Annotated in this window: 17 protein-coding genes and 1 pseudogene; 5 read left to right on the forward strand and 13 right to left on the reverse strand. The window is 67.1% G+C overall.

What is annotated here, in order from left to right:
• Window positions 1–30 precede the first annotated feature (30 nt).
• From FQS62_RS18240 to FQS62_RS18250, 3 genes are all read right to left on the reverse strand, one after another.
• Window positions 31–393 carry a DUF4288 domain-containing protein gene (locus tag FQS62_RS18240; protein WP_071306611.1) on the reverse strand — a complete coding sequence of 121 codons (363 nt, stop codon included), beginning with the start codon at window positions 391–393 and terminating at the stop codon, window positions 31–33.
• Window positions 394–558: 165 nt separating this feature from the next.
• Entirely contained in the window at window positions 559–1,065 is a 507-nt protein-coding gene (locus tag FQS62_RS18245) for a DUF2867 domain-containing protein (RefSeq protein ID WP_208042871.1), read from the reverse strand.
• Window positions 1,062–1,724, reverse strand: coding sequence for a serine/threonine-protein kinase (locus FQS62_RS18250; RefSeq protein WP_049444404.1), 663 nt, complete (start codon window positions 1,722–1,724; stop codon window positions 1,062–1,064). Before FQS62_RS18250 ends, FQS62_RS18245 begins: the two co-directional genes overlap by 4 nt.
• A gap of 85 nt (window positions 1,725–1,809) precedes the next feature.
• Here FQS62_RS18250 and FQS62_RS18255 point away from each other — a divergent pair, with 85 nt between their 5' ends.
• Window positions 1,810–3,807, forward strand: a complete 1,998-nt coding sequence (locus FQS62_RS18255) for a bifunctional DedA family/phosphatase PAP2 family protein (protein WP_208042872.1) — start codon at window positions 1,810–1,812, stop codon at window positions 3,805–3,807.
• Between the two features lie 122 nt (window positions 3,808–3,929).
• Here the strand turns inward: FQS62_RS18255 and FQS62_RS18260 are convergent, their stop codons facing one another.
• From FQS62_RS18260 to FQS62_RS18270, 3 genes are all read right to left on the reverse strand, one after another.
• Window positions 3,930–4,508, reverse strand: a complete 579-nt coding sequence (locus tag FQS62_RS18260; RefSeq protein ID WP_208042873.1) for an LON peptidase substrate-binding domain-containing protein — start codon at window positions 4,506–4,508, stop codon at window positions 3,930–3,932.
• Window positions 4,505–5,869 (reverse strand): UDP-N-acetylmuramate:L-alanyl-gamma-D-glutamyl-meso-diaminopimelate ligase, encoded by a 1,365-nt coding sequence (gene mpl / locus FQS62_RS18265; RefSeq protein ID WP_208042874.1) that lies wholly within the window; start codon window positions 5,867–5,869, stop codon window positions 4,505–4,507. Before mpl ends, FQS62_RS18260 begins: the two co-directional genes overlap by 4 nt.
• Before the next feature lie 328 nt (window positions 5,870–6,197).
• On the reverse strand, window positions 6,198–6,761 hold the full coding sequence (locus tag FQS62_RS18270) for an adenylate kinase (protein WP_014038375.1): 564 nt from the start codon (window positions 6,759–6,761) through the stop codon (window positions 6,198–6,200).
• 136 nt (window positions 6,762–6,897) lie between these two features.
• Here FQS62_RS18270 and FQS62_RS18275 point away from each other — a divergent pair, with 136 nt between their 5' ends.
• The gene (locus FQS62_RS18275; RefSeq protein WP_208042875.1) at window positions 6,898–8,154 is read left to right on the forward strand and encodes a 6-phosphofructokinase; all 1,257 of its coding nucleotides are present in this window, start codon (window positions 6,898–6,900) and stop codon (window positions 8,152–8,154) included.
• Window positions 8,155–8,272: 118 nt separating this feature from the next.
• The gene (locus FQS62_RS18280) at window positions 8,273–8,662 is read left to right on the forward strand and encodes a DUF488 domain-containing protein (protein WP_049444412.1); all 390 of its coding nucleotides are present in this window, start codon (window positions 8,273–8,275) and stop codon (window positions 8,660–8,662) included.
• A 70-nt stretch (window positions 8,663–8,732) separates the two neighbouring features.
• Here FQS62_RS18280 and FQS62_RS18285 read toward each other — a convergent pair whose 3' ends face one another.
• The gene (locus FQS62_RS18285; RefSeq protein ID WP_049444414.1) at window positions 8,733–9,236 is read right to left on the reverse strand and encodes a hypothetical protein; all 504 of its coding nucleotides are present in this window, start codon (window positions 9,234–9,236) and stop codon (window positions 8,733–8,735) included.
• Window positions 9,237–9,595: 359 nt separating this feature from the next.
• Here FQS62_RS18285 and FQS62_RS18290 point away from each other — a divergent pair, with 359 nt between their 5' ends.
• Window positions 9,596–11,623: a sodium-translocating pyrophosphatase gene (locus tag FQS62_RS18290; protein ID WP_049444416.1), complete on the forward strand. Its 2,028-nt coding sequence runs from the start codon at window positions 9,596–9,598 to the stop codon at window positions 11,621–11,623.
• 51 nt (window positions 11,624–11,674) lie between these two features.
• On the opposite strand, the pseudogene FQS62_RS18295 reads toward FQS62_RS18290, so the two are convergent.
• The 5 genes and pseudogenes from FQS62_RS18295 to FQS62_RS18315 all read right to left on the reverse strand — a co-directional run bounded on the left by FQS62_RS18295 (window position 11,675) and on the right by FQS62_RS18315 (window position 14,626).
• Window positions 11,675–12,393, reverse strand: a pseudogene (locus tag FQS62_RS18295) (energy transducer TonB).
• The gene (gene exbD / locus FQS62_RS18300) at window positions 12,390–12,815 is read right to left on the reverse strand and encodes a TonB system transport protein ExbD (RefSeq protein ID WP_208042876.1); all 426 of its coding nucleotides are present in this window, start codon (window positions 12,813–12,815) and stop codon (window positions 12,390–12,392) included. Before exbD ends, FQS62_RS18295 begins: the two are co-directional and overlap by 4 nt.
• Window positions 12,816–12,824: 9 nt before the next feature.
• On the reverse strand, window positions 12,825–13,553 hold the full coding sequence (gene exbB, locus FQS62_RS18305; protein ID WP_208042877.1) for a tonB-system energizer ExbB: 729 nt from the start codon (window positions 13,551–13,553) through the stop codon (window positions 12,825–12,827).
• On the reverse strand, window positions 13,540–14,007 hold the full coding sequence (locus tag FQS62_RS18310; RefSeq protein WP_005410928.1) for a YbaN family protein: 468 nt from the start codon (window positions 14,005–14,007) through the stop codon (window positions 13,540–13,542). Before FQS62_RS18310 ends, exbB begins: the two co-directional genes overlap by 14 nt.
• Window positions 14,008–14,038: 31 nt before the next feature.
• Window positions 14,039–14,626, reverse strand: a complete 588-nt coding sequence (locus FQS62_RS18315; RefSeq protein WP_049444425.1) for a biliverdin-producing heme oxygenase — start codon at window positions 14,624–14,626, stop codon at window positions 14,039–14,041.
• Window positions 14,627–14,733: 107 nt separating this feature from the next.
• On the opposite strand from FQS62_RS18315, the gene FQS62_RS18320 reads away from it, so the two are divergent.
• Window positions 14,734–14,991 carry a DUF2789 domain-containing protein gene (locus FQS62_RS18320; RefSeq protein ID WP_049444427.1) on the forward strand — a complete coding sequence of 86 codons (258 nt, stop codon included), beginning with the start codon at window positions 14,734–14,736 and terminating at the stop codon, window positions 14,989–14,991.
• 93 nt (window positions 14,992–15,084) lie between these two features.
• On the opposite strand, the gene FQS62_RS18325 is transcribed toward FQS62_RS18320, so the two are convergent.
• Window positions 15,085–18,003, reverse strand: coding sequence for a TonB-dependent receptor (locus tag FQS62_RS18325; protein ID WP_208042878.1), 2,919 nt, complete (start codon window positions 18,001–18,003; stop codon window positions 15,085–15,087).
• Between the last annotated feature and the right edge of the window lie 197 nt (window positions 18,004–18,200).

Consider the following 18,200-nt stretch of genomic DNA (forward strand, 5'->3'; position numbering starts at 1 on the left):
TAGAGCCGAGCCATGCTCGGCTCTACATTTCTATTCCTGGTACAGCACTGCCACGCCATCACCACGGGCAAGCCGTTTCACCTGATCCAACGTATCCACCGCCATCACGGAGTACGTGACCTCCACGCCGGAGTGCAGGCGCCCCTCGGCGGTGTCCTGACCAGGCTCCACAGATATCAGCTTGCGGATTCCGGCGAATCGATAAAGGTACGGCCTACCGCCTTCACCCACCAGGCGGCCGGTCAGATCCTCATACCCGGAAGCAAGCGCTTCTGCATTCTCAAGAGCGTGTTCATCGTTGTCGGCACTGATCAGGTACACGTTCTCATGCACCAGGAACGAGCCCTGGCCTGGGCTCTCGTAATAGAAAATTGCGTGCGCGCAATACCACATGCATCACCTCGATCATTCTCTTGCGGATTGTCTCTGGTTTGGATGCCGCGAGTCTTCTGCTGCCGATGCAATCCACATTCATGCGGCACTGGGCAATGAGCCGTTTAGCCGTTTAGCCGTTGAGCAGCCCGCAGATCACAGACCACATCCACGCATGGCGTGGATCTAGCGGTACACCTGCACCTGCTTTTTCAACAGATGCGGCACGATCAACCGGTGCACCGGCGCAACCGGCAGCATGTACACGCGCCCGAACGCGTTGTGCGTATGCACCACGGTCGCCACTTCCAGCACGTCGCCCTGCCACTGCAGGGCCAGCTGCACACGCAAGTGGCGGTCGTTGTCCTCCAGCACGATGGCATCGTCATCCATCGACTGCAGGGTGAAGATGCCCAGCCGCTGGCCCGGTTGAGGATCTTCGACCGCCTGCACCGCACGCAACGAGCCCAGATGCTTCATGCCGAGCAGGCGCATGCCGTGGTTGCGCAGCGCCATCAGCCCATCGAACCAGCCGGGAATGGTCGCCGCCATATCGCGATAGGCCTGCAAGGCCGAGCGCCCATCGCGACGGGTCGTCGCCTGGCAGGCGTGCACGAAGTCGGCACCGGGCAACTGCGCACGCAGCGCACTGTCGGCACTCGGCGGGCCGGTCACTACCCGCGAAGCCTTCACGGCTTCGGCCCCTGCCCTTCGTTGTCTTCCCAATGCAGGATGCGGCGGGTAACGAAGCGGTAGACCGGCTTGCCGGTGGCAAACCACAGTTCGCGCACCCACGAGGTGCGCTTGAGCACGCGCTTCTCCACCGGGGTGAGCGATTCACGGCAGTACATGCGCTTGTGCTTGAGCAGGTGGCGCAGGTCCTCGCGGGCCAGCAGCCGCATCCAGCGCGAGCGCGGGTTGCCGATCACCGCCAGCTGGAAGTCGATCAGCGCCGGGCGGCCATCTTCGGTCACCAGCCAGTTGGCCTCCTTCGCCAGATCGTTGTGGGCCACGCCGTTCCGATGCAGCTGCTGCAGCAGCCTGCGCGCGGAACGGAACCAGGCCAGATCGCCGCGCGGCGGGCGCTGGTACATGGCATCGCCGGCCATGAAGCTGCGGTCCAGGTGATGGCCATCCCAGGCCAGCAGCTGCGGCACATCGGCCATGCCATGGATATGGCGCAGCGCGCGTGCCTCGCGACGTGCAAGCCACCACGCCGGCAACCGCAGCCACAGCGGCGTGGCGCCAAGATCGCGGCGCACGAACGGGCCATTGGGCCCTTCAACCAGAAGGATCTGACCGAAACTGTCGGCCTTCAAAGCACGGTGGGGAGCGTCTGGCGTATGCGGCATGGGCCCATTCTAGGCGATGGCGCCGGTTGCAAACGGTCACCAAGCGGCTGGGAACCAGTCACCTTCACGCCCCTATAATCGGACAATGGACTCTTCATGGATCGACGCCACGCTCGCGTGGATTGCCGCTCACCCCGTGCTGGCGGGTGCCGTTATCTTCCTCATCGCCTTCTGCGATGCGGTGATCATTCTTGGCGCCATCGTGCCGGCGCTGCCACTGCTGTTCGCGGTGGGCGTGTTCATCGGGCTGGGCCAGATCTCCGGGCCGTACGCGGTAGCGGCTGCAGCGCTGGGCGCGTTCGCCGGCGACGGTATCAGCTACTGGATCGGCCGCCGCTGGGGCGACCGCCTGCGTGGCGTGTGGCCGTTCAGCCGTTATCCGCAGCTGCTCGACCGCGGCGAGAACCTGTTCCGCCGCAACGCCTTCAAAAGCATCCTGATCGCACGCTACGTCGGCGCGATCCGCCCGTTCGTGCCGGCCATCGCCGGCATGATGAAGATGCCGGCCAGCCGCTACGTACAGGCCAGCAGCATCGCCAGCATCTCCTGGGCCGTGTTGTTCCTGGCCCCGGGCTGGATCCTCGGTGAGGCGTATGACGCGGTGGCCGCCGTGGCCGGACGACTGGTGGTGGTGGTCGGCCTGCTGGCGGTGATCCTCGGCCTGGTCTGGGCCATCGTGCTGTACGGCTACCGCTGGTCGGCCGCGCGCATGGACAACTGGCTGGCACGCCTGCTGGACTGGTCCAACCGCCACCCGACGCTGGGCCGCTATACCGTCGGCGTGCTTGATCCCAAGCGCCGTGAATCGGTGCCGCTGGCGATGCTGGCGTTGATGCTGCTGGTACTGGGCTGGGGCTGGTTCGCATTGTTGACCGTGGTGGTCGCGCACGGCGAGCCGCTGGCGATCGACCTGCTGGTGCACCAGGCCATGCTGGCGCTGCGTAACCCGCTGGCCGATTACCCGATGGCCGCGCTGGCATCGCTGGGTGCCTGGCAGGTACTGCTGCCGGCCACCGCTGCAGCGATGGGCTACCTGATCTGGCGCCGGCGCTGGATGGCGGCCGCACATTGGCTGGCCGCCCTCGCCTTCGGCCTGGCGCTGACCATGCTGCTGGGTGCCACCGTGGATGTGGTGCGCCCGGTCGACGCCAGCAGCGGCTTCGGCTTCCCTTCGGTGTCGGTGACCATGGCCACCATCACCTTCGGCTTCTTCGCAGTGCTGATCGCGCGTGAGATGCCCGGCCGCACCCGCGTCTGGCCGTACCTGGTGTCGGGCATCGTGGTCAGCCTGATCGGCTTCTCGCGCCTGTACCTGGGTGCGCATTGGCTGAGCGACGTGATCGGCGGCATGCTGTTCGGCACGTTCTGGCTGCTGGTGCTGGGCATCGCCTACCGCCGCCGCTTCAACCGCTCGTTCTGGGTGAAACCGGTGGCCTGGCTGTTCTATGGCGTCTTCGCCGTGGCGGCGATGTGGTACGCGCCACGCCACATCCCGGTGAAGCTGGAACGCTTCGAGCCGACCCTGCCGGCACCGCAGGCGATGGACATGCAGGCCTGGTGGCAGCACGACTGGGTGACGCTGCCGGCGCGCCGCAATGAGTTCGACGACGACCAGCGCTGGCCGCTGGACGTGCAGGTGGCCGGGCCGCTGGCACCGCTGCAGGCGCAGCTGGAAGCACGCGGCTGGAAGCGGCAGGAACAGGCGGGCTGGCAACAGGCGCTGCTGATGCTGGACAAGAACACCGGCGCCGACGAACTGCCGGTGCTGCCGGCCACGCTGGACACCCGTGTGGAAGCACTGCTGATGGTGCGCCAGGGCGCGCAGCCGGAGGAGCGCTACGTGCTGCGCCTGTGGCCGGCACCGGCACAGCTGCAGCCGGGCAACACGCCATTGTGGCTGGGCAGTGCACAGACCCTGCGCTACGAGCGTCACTTCGAGTGGATCGGCATGTGGCACCCGCTACGTGGCGTCGACCCGGCCTTGAATGCGGTGAAGGAGGCCGTGCAGGAGCTTCCGCAACGCGAGGACGTGCACAGCGAAACCGGGCTGCCGGTGCTGCGGTTGAAGACCACCACGCCCTGATCGGTAACGGTCGCGATCACCCAGTGTAGAGCCGAGCCCATGCTCGGCTGCTCTTCGCGGGATCCATCAAGCCGAGCATGGGCTCGGCTCTACAGCAGATCCACGCCCTGCGTGGATGGCTTCTACGGCATCCAGCCCAGCAACTGCTGCAGGCGCTGGTGCGGGTCATCCATCTGCAGCAGCTGCAGGCGCTGCTGCTCGCTCAGCGGCAGCAGCTCGGCCAGCCGCCAGCCGACCCAGCTGGCCTGGTCCAGCAGCGCCGGACTGGCCGGCGCATAGGCCTCGCCGGCCTGTTCGATGATGTGCCCCAGCACCGTGGCCAGCAGCGCATGCTGCGGCCGCAGTTCGTCGTCGGGGTCTTCCTCGCACCAGCGCACATCGGCCACCACCAGCCCGTTGTCGCGCACACGGGTGCGCTCGACATGGAAACGACGGGTGCCGCGCAGGCGCAGCTGCAGCACGCCGTCAGCGCCGACATCGAAGTCTTCGATGCGTACATGCACGCCATACGCCGCCGGTGTCGCCGGGGCCCCCACTTCCTGGCCGTCGAGGATCAGGCAGACACCAAAGCCCTCACCACTGCGGCCGCTGTCGCGGACCAGATCCAGGTAGCGGCGTTCGAACACGCGCAGGCCCACCGCCGCACCTGGCACCAGCGTGGTGTGCAGCGGAAACAGCGGCAGCGAACCGTCGACGCTCATCGGGCCTGCAGCGCGGCAAGGAAGCGGCGCGGTGCGCCGTCGAAGCCACCGTTGGACATGAACACCACATGGTCACCACTGCGCGCGCTGGCCTGCAGTTGCGCCAGCAGCGCGTCGGTATCGGGCACGGCGTGCGCCTCGCCATGCACCTCGGCGATCACCGCAGCAGCATCCCAGGCCAGTTCCGGGCGATGCAGGAACACGACTTCATCGGCCAGCACCAGCGACGGTGCCAGCGCCTGCGCATGTGCGCCCAGCCGCATCGAGTTGCTGCGGGGTTCCATCGCGACCACGATGCGCGCATCGCCCACCTTGGCACGCAGGCCTTCCAGCGTGGTGGCGATTGCGGTCGGGTGGTGGGCGAAATCGTCGTAGACGGTGATGCCGTCATGGCTGCCGATCACTTCCATACGGCGCTTGACGCTGCGGAAGCGTGCCAATGCCGGGATCACCTCGGCCGGCGCCACGCCCACTGCATGTGCGGCAGCCAACGCGGCCAGGCCGTTGAGTACGTTGTGGCGGCCCAGCAGCGACCACTGCACATCGCCCAGCGCCTGCCCACGATGGTGCACACGGAATGCACTGCCATCGGCAGCCAGCAGCTCGGCATGCCATTCCAGCGAAGGATCGAATCCGAAACGCTCGACCGGGGTCCAGCAGCCCATCGCCAGCACTTCGGCCAGATGCTGATCCTCACCGTTGACGATCAGTCGGCCGCGCGCCGGCACCGTGCGCACCAGGTGATGGAACTGGCGCTGGATCGCGGCCACGTCCGGGAAGATGTCGGCGTGGTCGTATTCAAGGTTGTTGAGGATGGCCACCAGCGGCCGGTAGTGCACGAACTTGCTGCGCTTGTCGAAGAATGCGGTGTCGTACTCGTCGGCCTCGACCACGAACTCGCGGCCCTGGCCCAGGCGGGCAGAGACGCCGAAATCCTCGGCGACGCCGCCGATCAGGAAACCGGGCGAACGACCGGCGCTTTCCAGCAGCCAGGTGAGGATGGTGGTGGTGGTGGTCTTGCCGTGGGTGCCGGCCACGGCCAGCGTGTCACGGCCCGGCAGCACCTGTTCGGACAGCCACTGGGCACCGGAAATGTAGCGCTGGCCGGCGTCGAGCACGGCCTCAACGGCGGCATTGCCGCGCGAGAGTGCGTTGCCGATCACCACGTCGTCGGTACCGGCCGGCACGCTGTCGGCGCGGTAGCCCTGGTCCAGGGTGATGCCCAGCTGCTCGAGCTGGGTCGACATCGGCGGGTAGATGGCCTGGTCGCTGCCGCTGACCGTATGGCCCAGTTCCCGCGCCAGGGCGGCCACGCCGCCCATGAAGGTGCCGGCGATTGCAAGGATATGTACGCTGCTCATGATCGGGGATTGTGACCGATGACGGCTGTATAGGGCCAATGTCCGCTCCCGGGTAAGACAAGTCCTACACAGGATGTGAGAAAACTCCAATCATCTGTCAGGGAATTCCCGATAGCGATGTTCTGTGAACCCGGACACAATTCGAACTGCCAGCCGCAGTACCCGAACCGGTCCTACTCCCCAAGAGGCCATCCCCAAGGGAGCTCATGCTGCGGGGCCCTGAGCAAGCCCTCCGCTGGCGCCTATCAAACGACACAGGCCTGATCCTCGCGGACCAGGCCTGTGTTTTTTACGCCCGAAGGGCCGGACGCGTGCCGGCCCTGCCGGATCAGGCCTTGATCGCTGCCAGGATGCGGGCTTCGATCTCGTCCAGCTCACCAACGCCATCGACGCGGGCCAGGGTGCCACGGCCGGCGTAGAAATCGACCACCGGGGCGGTCTGGTCGTTGTAGACCTGCAGGCGCTGGCGCACCGCTTCCGGATTGTCATCGGCGCGGCCCTGCTCCTTGGCACGACCGGCGATGCGATCGACCAGCAGCTCGGTGGCCACGTCCAGCTGCACCACGGCGTCCAGCGGCTGGCCGATCTTGGCCAGCAGGCCGTCCATCGCATTGGCCTGGGCCACATTGCGCGGGTAGCCATCAAGGATGAAGCCCTTGGCGACATCAGCCTGGGTCAGGCGCGACTCCAGCATGCCCAGCAGGATGTCGTCCGACACCAGGTTGCCGGCATCCATCACCGTCTTGGCCTGCTTGCCCAGCTCCGTGCCGGCGGCGATTTCCGCGCGCAGCATGTCACCGGTCGAAATGTGGGCGATCCCCAGCTTTTCCTTCAGGCGCGTCGCCTGTGTCCCCTTGCCCGAACCGGGCGGTCCCAACAGAACCAATCGCATTGACCTGACTCCAACGTGTTGAAAATTAAGAAGGTTCGCGCCCCGGACGGACCGGTATCGCTGCACCGCAATAGCGCCACTTTACCGCATACGGGTAATGTCACTGCAATGTCCCCTCCCCCGAGCAGGTAGAAGCATGCGCAACGGTACTCTCCTTTATGCCCAGTCCGGCGGCGTCACCGCGGTCATCAATGCCACCGCAGCGGCAGTGATCGAGCAGGCCCGCGCCAAGGGCATCAAGGTCCTGGCTGCCCGCAACGGCATCCTCGGTGCGTTGCGCGAGGAGCTGATCGACACCAGCAAGGAGAGCGCCGCCGCGATCCGCGCCCTGGCTCATACCCCGGGCGGTGCCTTCGGCTCGTGCCGGGTCAAGCTGAAATCACTGGACGCCGACCGCGCCCGCTACGACCGCCTGCTGGAGGTGCTGCGCGCACATGACGTGCGCTGGTTCCTCTACAACGGTGGCAACGATTCGGCCGATACCGCGCTGAAGGTCTCACAGCTGGCCAAGGCCTCCGGCTACGACCTGACCTGCATCGGCGTGCCCAAGACCATCGACAACGATCTGGCGGTGACCGACACCTGCCCCGGCTTCGGCTCGGCGGCCAAGTACACCGCGGTCTCGGTGCGCGAAGCGGCGCTGGATGTGGCGGCGATGGCCGAGACCTCCACCCGCGTCTTCATCTACGAGGCGATGGGCCGCCACGCCGGCTGGCTCGCTGCGGCAGCCGGCCTTGCCGGTAACGGCGATGACGAAGCGCCGCACATCATCCTGCTGCCCGAACGCGCCTACGACGAGGACGCGTTCCTGGCCAAGGTCAAGGCCGTGGTCGAGCGTGTCGGCTACTGCGTGGTGGTGGCGTCGGAAGGCATCGCCACCGCCGATGGCCGTTTCGTCGCCGATGCTGGCGGCGGCAAGGACTCGTTCGGTCACTCGCAGCTGGGCGGCGTAGCGGCGCACCTGGCGGGTCGGGTCAAGGACCAGCTGGGCCTGAAGGTCCATTGGGCGCTGCCCGATTACCTGCAGCGCTCGGCCCGTCACCTGGCCAGCAAAACCGACTGGGAGCAGGCGCAGGCAGTGGGCAAGGCCGCGGTCCAGCTGGCGCTGAAGGGCCAGAACGGCGTGATGCCGGTGATCGTGCGCAGCAGCGATGCGCCGTACCGCTGGAAGATCGAAGCGGCACCGCTCTCGAAGATCGCCAACCACGAGAAGAAGATGCCGGCCGGCTTCATCCGCCGCGATGGCTTCGGCATCACCGCCAAGGCACGCGCCTACCTGTCGCCCCTGATCAAGGGCGAAGCCCCGCTGCCGTACGGCACCGACGGCCTGCCGAAATACGTCACCCTCAAGAACGTGGCGGTGAAGCAGAAGCTGACGCCGTTCGAGGGCTGAGCCGAAAAAGGGGACGGAGGGGATTAAGTCGCATCTGCCCCTCCGTTATCTCCAACAGCGTCAGCAGTGGGTCGGATACGACTTAATCCCCTCCGTCCCCTTTTAGTGGAGGCACACCATGGCACTGCGTGTTGTTCGATTGGGTACACCGCGCGCGCCCGACGAGGGCCTGCGCATCGGTACCGTGCGACGGCCACCACGTGGCGTGCCGCGCAGCGAGTTCGCGACACAGGACTGGTACGACGTCTGGTTCCCGACCCTGTCACCCAGCGCGGCACTGGTGAAGCAGGCGCACGAGGCGAAAACGGCCGCCGACTGGAACGCCTTCTTCCGCCACTACACGACCGAGATGAAGGCGCCGGATGCGGCCCACGCGCTGGACCTGCTGGCCGCGATGTCGCAGCACAGCGACATCAGCGTGGGGTGCTATTGCGAGGATGAGGCGCACTGCCACCGCAAGGCCCTGCGCGAGCTGCTGGTGGCGCGCGGGGCGACGCTGGCGGATTGATCACCCGGATGCCGGCCAGCGGCCGGCACTACCCGTGGATGACCGCGTGGGTCCTCCGCCCACGCAAAATTCAATTGCAGGCCTTGCCTTCCATCTGCAGCTGCGCGGCGAACATCGTCACCTTCGGGATCTGGCCGGCCGCAGCCTGCTTCTTTGCTTCTTCCAGGTAGATCCGCGACTGGCCCTGACCGTCCAGGGCCTGGCTGTTGTTCATCGGCAGGCGCCAGACGCGCACGACGGCCTGCTGTGCCGGGCAGGCGGCGCTGGGCACGCGGATCACATCATTGAGCTTCCAGCCCTTGTCGGCACTCGGCTGCGCCTTGGCGTAGTCGACGTAGCGCGCGCGCGGCTGGCACTGCTCGCTGGTCCGCACCGGCGCGAAGCGATACGGCTCGGCCGCCTGACCGGTGAAGGCACCTTCCAGGCGCGCGCAGGCCTCGGGGATCTGCCGCAGGGTGTGCACCGCACCAATGGCCTGGGGGGCACCCACGGCGCGCTGCAGCTCCGGGGTTTCCGCAGCGAGTGCCGGTACAGCCGGGACCAGGGCGGCAAGCATCAACAGGGACAGGCGCATGGGAGATCTCCTACAGGACTGAGCGCAGGCTTGCAGAGCCTGGCTTAACGGGGTGCAAAGGCCTGTGGCTCTCGAATCATGGCCATGGCCCGACGGCATGCGCCGCGCGCATGGCGATGCCTTCCATCTTGAGGGCACCCACAGGATCAGGAGGCGCGCCTCGTAGAGGCCAGTCGAGCATGGCTCGACTCTATAAGTGGCGGCACGCATACTGCGGGCACCAGGGAATGCTGAACACCGCCATACGTCGGACGACCACCAAGGTCGGTACGGGTTGGTTCCAGGCTGCAGCCCGTCGTCCCCCTCGTGGTGCCGTTCATCGCCACTGGATGCCTACATCCATTCTGCGGAGGGGTCTAATGCTGGAACGTCACGGGCTGTCACTGGCGCTGGGCTGCGCCATTCTCGCGATCCTGTTCGGAATCGTCTCGGCGCGCTGGATCCTGCGCCAACCCACCGGCAATGAACGCATGATCGCGATCGCCACGGCGATCCAGGAAGGTGCACGTGCCTACCTCAACCGCCAGTACCTGACCATCGGCGTGGCCGGTGTGGTGCTGTTCGTGCTGGTCGGTGTGTTCCTCAACTGGTACACCGCGATCGGCTTCGCGGTCGGCGCGGTGCTGTCCGGCGCGGCCGGCTACATCGGCATGAACGTGTCGGTACGTGCCAACGTACGCACTGCCGAGGCTGCACGCCACGGAATCAGCGCGGCGATGGACGTCGCCTTCCGCGGCGGTGCGATCACCGGCATGCTGGTGGTCGGCCTGGGCCTGCTGGGCGTGGCCGGCTACTACGCACTGCTGCTGCGGATGGGCCTGCCGATGGAGCAGGCGCTGCACGCGCTGGTCGGGTTGGCGTTCGGTTCGTCGCTGATCTCGATCTTCGCGCGCCTGGGCGGCGGCATCTTCACCAAGGGCGCCGACGTCGGCGCCGATCTGGTCGGCAAGGTCGAAGCCGGCATTCCCGAAGATGATCCGCGCAACCCGGCGGTGATCGCCGACAACGTCGGTGACAACGTCGGCGACTGCGCTGGCATGGCCGCCGACCTGTTCGAGACCTATGCGGTGACCGTCATCGCCACCATGCTGCTGGGCAGCCTCATGCTGGCCGAGGCGGGAGCCAATGCGGTGCTGTATCCGCTGGTGCTGGGCGGCGTTTCGATCATCGCCTCGATCATCGGTGCGCTGTTCGTCAAGGTGAAGCCGGGCGGCTCGATCATGGGCGCGCTGTACAAGGGCGTGATCGTCTCCGGCGTGCTGGCCGCCATCGCCTTCTACCCGATCACAACCGGGCTGATGTCCGACAACGTGCATGGGCCGATGGCGCTGTATGGCTGCGCGTTGATCGGCCTGGTCCTGACCGGGCTGATTGTGTGGATCACCGAGTACTACACCGGCACCCAGTACAAGCCGGTGCAGCACGTGGCGCAGGCGTCGACCACCGGCCACGGCACCAACATCATCGCCGGCCTGGGCATTTCGATGAAATCCACCGCGCTGCCGGTGGTGGCCGTGTGTGCGGCGATCTGGGGTGCGTTCGCGCTGGCCGGCCTGTACGGCATCGCCATCGCCGCCACCGCGATGTTGTCGATGGCCGGGATGATCGTCGCGCTCGATGCCTACGGACCGATCACCGACAACGCCGGCGGCATCGCCGAAATGGCCGAGCTGCCCTCGGAGATCCGCGACATCACCGATCCGCTGGATGCGGTGGGCAACACCACCAAGGCGGTGACCAAGGGCTATGCGATCGGTTCGGCAGCGCTGGCCGCACTGGTGCTGTTCGCGGACTACACGCACAACCTGCAGGCTGCACATCCCGGGCAGGAGTTCCGCTTCGACCTCAGCGACCACACGGTGATCATCGGCCTGCTGATCGGCGGCCTGATTCCCTACCTGTTCGGTGCGATGGCGATGGAAGCGGTCGGCCGCGCGGCGGGTGCAGTGGTGGAAGAGGTGCGCCGCCAGTTCCGCGAGATCCCCGGCATCATGCAAGGTACCGGCAAGCCGCAGTACGACAAGGCGGTGGACATGCTGACCCGCTCGGCGATCCGCGAAATGATCGTGCCGTCGCTGCTGCCGGTGGCGGTGCCGGTGGTGGTCGGCCTGCTGCTGGGGCCGCGCGCACTCGGCGGCCTGCTGATCGGCACGATCGTGACCGGCCTGTTCGTGGCCATTTCGATGACTACCGGCGGCGGCGCCTGGGACAACGCCAAGAAGTACATCGAGGACGGCCACTTCGGCGGCAAGGGCAGCGAGGCGCACAAGGCCGCGGTGACCGGCGACACCGTCGGCGACCCGTACAAGGACACCGCCGGCCCGGCGATCAATCCGCTGATCAAGATCATCAACATCGTGGCGCTGCTGCTGGTACCGCTGCTGTAGATCCACGCCATGCGTAAACCCGTAGAGTCGAGCAAGCTCGGCTCTACACGGTCACCGCCCGCGCAGGAAGAACGACACCGGCACCATCACTTCCACCGGGTCGCCGGCCACTTCGGCCGGCGGCGCCGGCAGCGGGCTGGCCCGCTGCACGGTGTCCAGCGTCTCCTGGTCGAGCAGCGCGAAGCCACTGCTGCGGCCCAGTTTCAACCCCGAGACCGCGCCATCTCGGGCCACGGCAAAGCGCACGTAGACCACGCCCTGCTGGCGCAGCCGCTCGGCCTGGCGCGGATAGCGCCGATGCTTCTGCAGATGCCCGAGCAGGCGCCCTTCCCAGGTTGCCTCGGCGCGACTGCGTTCGCCGGCCGTGGTCTGCGGTGCGGTGTAGCGTGCGGCCGCGTCGGCCGCCACCTGCGGCGGTGCGCTGGTCTGCGCAACGTTGGCGTCAGCGGTGTCCGGCGAGGGCGTCGGCTCCGGCGTACGCGGCGGTGGCAGGTCACCCTGCGGCTGCGCCGGCGCCTTCGGCTGCTCGCGCAGGGCCGGCTTCGGCGCGCCTGCCGCTGCTGCTGCTGCAGTGGACCGGTGGCGACCTCGCGCGGCGGCACCGGCGGTGCCTGCGCCATCGGTGCCAGTTCCAGCATCAGCGCGGCGGGCGGCGCCGTCGCAGCCAGCACCGGTGCGCGCGTCACCCACCAGCAGGCCGCGCCGATCAGCAGCGCGTGCACCAGCAGCACGATCGCCAGGCTGGTCGCCCAGCGCCGCAGTCCACTCATCGTGCGCCTTGCTCCAGGCCGACCAGCGCGACCTTCAGGTAACCGGCCGCACGCAATGCATCCAGCGTGGCCATCAGTTCGCCGTAGGGCACGTGGGTATCGGCGCGCAGGAAGATACGCTGCGCGGTGTCACTGTGGGTGGCCGCCTGCAATGCAGCCGCCAGCCCGTCGCGCGCTACGGCCTGTTCGCCAACGCGCAGCGACAGATCGGCCTGCATGGTCACATACACCGGCGCCTGTTCGGGCGGCGTGGCACTGGCGCTGCTGGCTGGCAGCTGCACCGGCACCGACACGGTCGCCAGCGGTGCGGCCACCATGAAGATGATCAGCAGCACCAGCATCACGTCGATGAAGGGCGTGACATTGATCTCGTGCGCTTCTTCGGGGGCATCTTCGCGGCCGGACGCGGTCCTGATCGCCATCGTCGTGCCTCAGTGCACCGCACGCAGCGGTGCCGCTGCGGTACGCGGCACGGTGCGATCGAGATCGCGCGAAACCAGCTGCTGCACAGCCGCCGACAGGTCGCCGAGCAGATCCCGCAGGCCGGCCAGAACACGGCTGAAGTGGTTGTAGACCAGCACTGCGGGAATCGCTGCAACCAGGCCCAGCGCGGTCGCCAGCAGGGCCTCGGCGATGCCGGGCGCAACTACCGCCAGGTTGGTGGTGTTGCTGTGGGCGATGCCGATGAAGCTGTTCATGATGCCCCACACCGTGCCGAACAGGCCGACGAAGGGCGCCACCGCGCCGATGCTTGCGAGCACACCGATGCCGCGCCGCTGCACGCGCGCGGTCTCCAGCTCGATACGGTCCAGGCGCGATGCAATGCGCTCCTTGATGCCGTCGCGCCCTTCCAGATCCTGCGACAGGCGCAGTTCGGTGCGGGCCGCATCCAACATCGCCAGCGCAGTGCCCTGCTGCACACTGGCATCGGCGCTCTCGCCGGGCAGGCTCGGCGCCTGCAGCAACAGCGCGCGCGCTGCACGCAACTGCCGGGCCTGGCAAGCCAGTTCCCAGCCCTTGGCCAGCAGCACGGTCCAGGTGGCCAGCGACGCCAGTGCCAGCGCGATCATCACGGCCTTCACCACCACGTCGGCGGCCAGATACATGCCCCACGGGGTCAATGCGGGGGCGGCCACAGGGACCAGGTCAGCAGGCAGCATCGTCTCGGTTTCCATCAGCATCAGGGGTCGCTGCGCGACGACGGGCCGCGCGCGGATCATTGGCGTCGTCCACTTCCACGACCGGATGGGGCTCAAGCCGCGGTGCCGGTCGGCTCAGCACGTAGCCGGCGCTGACCGCGAAGAACAGGCCCACGCCCAACAGCAGGCGCCAGGACGGGTGCGCGCCCCAGCAGAACAGGGCAAAGCCCAGCGCCATGCCGGCACTGGCAAACGCTTTGCCCTTGCGCGACACCGCCCCCTGCTCACGCCACAGCCGCAATGACGGGCCATAACGCGGATGCGCCAGCAGGCGCTGCTCGAACTTCGGCGAGCTGCGCGCGAAGCAGCCCACGGCCAGGATCAGGAAGATGGTGGTCGGCATCACCGGCAGCAACGCGCCGATCACCCCGAGGCCCACCATCAACCAGCCCAGCGCGAACCAGAGCCAGCGCATCAGCGCTGCACCTGTGGGCGCGCGCCGTGCATCAGGCGAATTCCACTTCGACGTGGCCGTGTACGCTGCGGAACGCGGCGTCGGCCGCGTCGATCACCTGCTGCTCCTGCTCGGCACTCAGCGGCACCGCGTCCAGCGCAGCGGTGAACTCGCGCCAGTGGCGCGCCGCGCCATCCGGATGCGCGGCCAGGTGGCGGGCGCCGAAATCACGGTCCAGGCCGAGCCTGGCGGCCATCTTGTACAGAATGGTGCCGCCCAGGTTGGAGCCTTCAGCCACGTACAGCCACCCCAACGCGGCGGGCAGCGCCAGGTCCGAGGGCAGCGCGTCGATGTCCGCACCTGGCAGGGTCTGCTCCAGGTCCTGCAGGTCGCGTGCGACCTGGGTCAGGCGGCGGCGCTCATCGAGATCGGGCAGCAGTGCGTCCAGCGCAGGGTTGGCATACAGCGCATCGATGCTGCGGTGGAAGCGATACTGCACGCGCAGGAAGCGAGCGAAGTTGCTGCGGTCGGCGAAGATGTCGCCGGCCATGATGCGCTTGTCCAGGGCACCGTGGCTGTCGCGGGTGGCGGCCTTGAGCCGCAGGCTGCGGCTGTCTTCGGGAGCGATGTGTGCGTTCATGGGGGAATGCCAAGGGGGTCGTCCTGCTGTAGACGTTCGCCACGGGGCTTTCCCCAAGGCCATGTGCACCGATAATGGTGCATCCCTTCTTCCCGTAGGAACCGACGATGATCACCACCGAACCGCGCATGACCAACCTGTTCCTGCAGCTGGGCCTGGATGCCAGTGCCGAGGGCATCGCCCGCTTCATCCGCGAGCACCAGCTGGCTACCGATGTCGAAGTGGTCGAGGCACCCTACTGGAACGATGCCCAGCGCCAGTTCCTGTCTGAATCGCTGCAGGCCGATGCAGCATGGACCACCGTGGTGGACGAGCTGAACGAGTCCCTGCACGAAGACGCGGTGAAGGCTTCGACCGGGCTGTAAGCAGACGCCGGGCGTGGCCAGGTGCTGGCGATTGCACGGCAGAAGCGGTGCGGACCAAGGTCCGCACCCACCAAAGGCGCTCTGCGCTGGTGATCAGTACTTCCAGGTCAACGCCAGCCGCGCGGTGCGGCCCGGGGCCGGCATCACGCCCAGGGCAAGCGGGTCCAGGTAATAGCGGTCGGTCAGGTTGTCCACGCCGGCTTCCACCGACAGCTGGTCGTTGAAGCTCCAGCTGGCGAACAGATCCACCAGGGTGTTCGGCCGGTACAGCTGCTGGATCGCCGACAGGCCCACGTTCCAGTCCTTGTCCAGCTTGCTGATCGGGCCGGCGTTGTGGACCACGCGGGTACCGAAGGTCAGGCGTTCGTCGAACAGGCGCGAGCCCAGGGTCAGGTTGACCATGTAACGCGGCGGATTCTGGGTATTGGTGTACGAGCCCTCGAAGCCGCCATCCACGCAGTCGGGCGTGTTGGCCAGCTCGCCGTTCCTGCGCTGTGCGCCGTAGGCACGGCGCTCGGCGGCGATGTCCGGCGCGCAGGTCTTGGCCTTGAAGTAATAGTGCGCGGACAGATCGGCAAATACCTTGCCGCTGTCATAGCTGGACTGGAACTCCATGCCCGAGACCTTGAACTGGTCGACGTTGCGGATCAGGCCGGCCGACAGCGTGCGGTAGTCACGGGTGATCAGGTCGTCGATGCGGGTATCGAAATACGCCAGCTTCAGCGCCAGGCGATCACCTGCAGTGAACAGGTCATAGCGGATGGTGCTGGCACCGATTTCCCAGCTGCGCGCGCGCTCCGGCTTCAGCTCACCCACCGGCTTGGCGGCGGTGAACAGGCCCAGCGTGGTCTCGAACAGGCTCGGCAGCTTGGTGCCTTCGGCATACTTCACGTAGACCATGGTGTCTTCGCTGAAGCGGTAGGCCACGCTGGCGGTCGGCGAGAACGCGGTGTCACGACGGCGGATCGGCTGCGACCAGGTCCAGCTGACCGGCACTTCCAGGTCCTGCGGCTTGCCGGCGTCGTAGAAGTTCCAGCCACCGATGTCGCCCACCGTGCCCTTCTTGTACGGTGAGGCCAGCAGCGATTCCCGGGTGAAGTTGCCGTTGGCGTCCGGGTACCAGTTCAGCAGCGCGATACGCTTGGCCCGCCACGACGGCAGCGCCGGGTTGCCATTGAGCAGCTCGGTGTAGCGGTACTGGCCCTGCACTTCATAGGCATCGGGCGTGGCCAGGCGGTTGCGGTCATGCACATCCACGCGGTTCCAACGGCCGCCGGCCAGCAGTTCCCAATGCTCATCGGGCTGCCACTTCAGCGAGGCCACGGCACTGTATTCCTTGCGCTCGGCATTGCGCAGGAAACGGTTGTTGACCAGATCGTCGTGCATGACCGGCCCCGAACTGCCCGGCGCGATGTCTTCGTCGCTGTAGGACAGGCCGTAGTCCAGCGTGAACGCGCCGGCCCGGGTGTCGAACTTCGAGGTGTTGCTGGCATCCAGTCCGAAGCGCTTCTGTCGCAGCGGGTTGCGGTAGGCATCCTTGTAGCCGGGGTCGCCACTGAAGCTGGGCGCGTCGTACCACTCGGTACGGCGATCGAAGTACCAGGGGGTGATACCGGTGAGGCTGTTGTACATCACGCTGTCGGTGTCGGTGTACGCGGCATTGACGCGCAGGTCGATCAGCTCGCTGTCCGGATTGAAGCGATAGCGCAGCGTGTAGCTGTCCATGTCGACGTGGCCCGGATCCCATTGCGGAATGCGGTCACGATCCACACGGATGATCTGCGACGCCATGATCTCGCCGGCGGTGCCTTCGTAGCGGCGGTAACCGGCCTCCAGCGTCTGCGCGTCGTCAATGCGCCAGGTGCCCTTGAGCAGCGCCGACTTCGAGCGCGCCGCGGTATTGAAGACCTCGGTACGCGGCGGGTTCAGCGGTGCCAGCGTGCGCCGGGTCTGCGGGAAGTCGTCGTAGCCGTGCTTGCCAGAGAAGTAGTTTCCATTGTCGCGGTAGGCGTAGGCAGCAACCAGATCGAAGCGGTCCCAGTGACCGGCTGCAGCCACGTTGAAGAACTGGCTGCCGGTGGCGCTGCGATCGCTGCGCGGCGCGGCGCTGTAGGCCGGCAGGTTGTTGGCGCTGGCGTTGGCCAGGCCGCCACGCACGCGTACGCCGAAGTCACGGCCTTCGCGCAGCACGTCGCCGATCTTCAGCGTTTCCATCTCGACCACGCCGCCGATGCCGCCGGAGGCGTTGGCCTGCAGGCTCGGGCCCTTGGTGATGGTCAGGTTGGAGATCAGGTCCGGGTCGAGGTAGGTGCGCTGTGACTGGCCGGCATAGCCGCGGTAGGTATCCATGCTGGACTGGCCGCCATCGATGATCACCGGCACGCGACCCTGGCCCTGGATGCCACGGATGTTCACGTCGAAGCCGTTGCCCACGCGCGGATCACCAGCGGTGACGCCGGCCACGCCCTTGACGATGTCGCCGTTGGAGGTGCCGCGGAAACGTTCCAGCTGCGTGCGGTTGAGCGTGGTGGTGGAGCCGACGCTGCGATAGCTGTCGAGCAGGCGCGCCTCGTCGCTGTTCGCGCTGCTGTCGACGCGGTCACCGGCCACGCTCAGCGTATCGGTGACAATCACACCGCTGTCGGCCTGCGCCGACGCTGCCACTTCCAGGGTCACCGCATCGGCGCTGACCCGGCGCACCGCCAGGCCACTGCCCTGCAGCAGATGCTGCAGCGCCTCGCTGGCCGACAGGCTGCCGCTGACCGCACGCGAGGTTATCCCCTTCGCCAGTGTGGCCGGATACACCACCTGCACGCCGGATTGGCGCATGTAGCTGCGCAGTGCCTCGTCCAAGGGCTGCGCGGGGATATCGAAGCGCTGTACGGCGGGGTGATCGCCGCTCGCGTTCTGCGCCAGCACGGATGGCGTGGCAGTGGCCAGGCCGGCAGCCAGCAATGCAATGCACAGGCGGGACGGGCGCAGCGCGCGGCCCGTGCGGTGGGAGTCGAACATGGGGAACCTGTCAGGTAATCAGTGCCGCGGGCGCGGCGTCATCCGCAACACGGGCGGACACGGCGACGTACGTGGCGGCGGCGGGTACGTTCGCGGAGTAAGACGGATGAAAACGTGGCAACCCCAAGAGCGATTTGTGGTCGCGACGGGGGCCGGCCATTGGTCTGCTGGTTGCAGCGTGGGTGCCGACCGTTGGT

The sequence above is a fragment of the Stenotrophomonas sp. SBJS02 genome (genome assembly GCF_020428325.2).
In the GTDB taxonomy this organism is placed as follows: Bacteria; Pseudomonadota; Gammaproteobacteria; order Xanthomonadales; family Xanthomonadaceae; genus Stenotrophomonas; species Stenotrophomonas africana.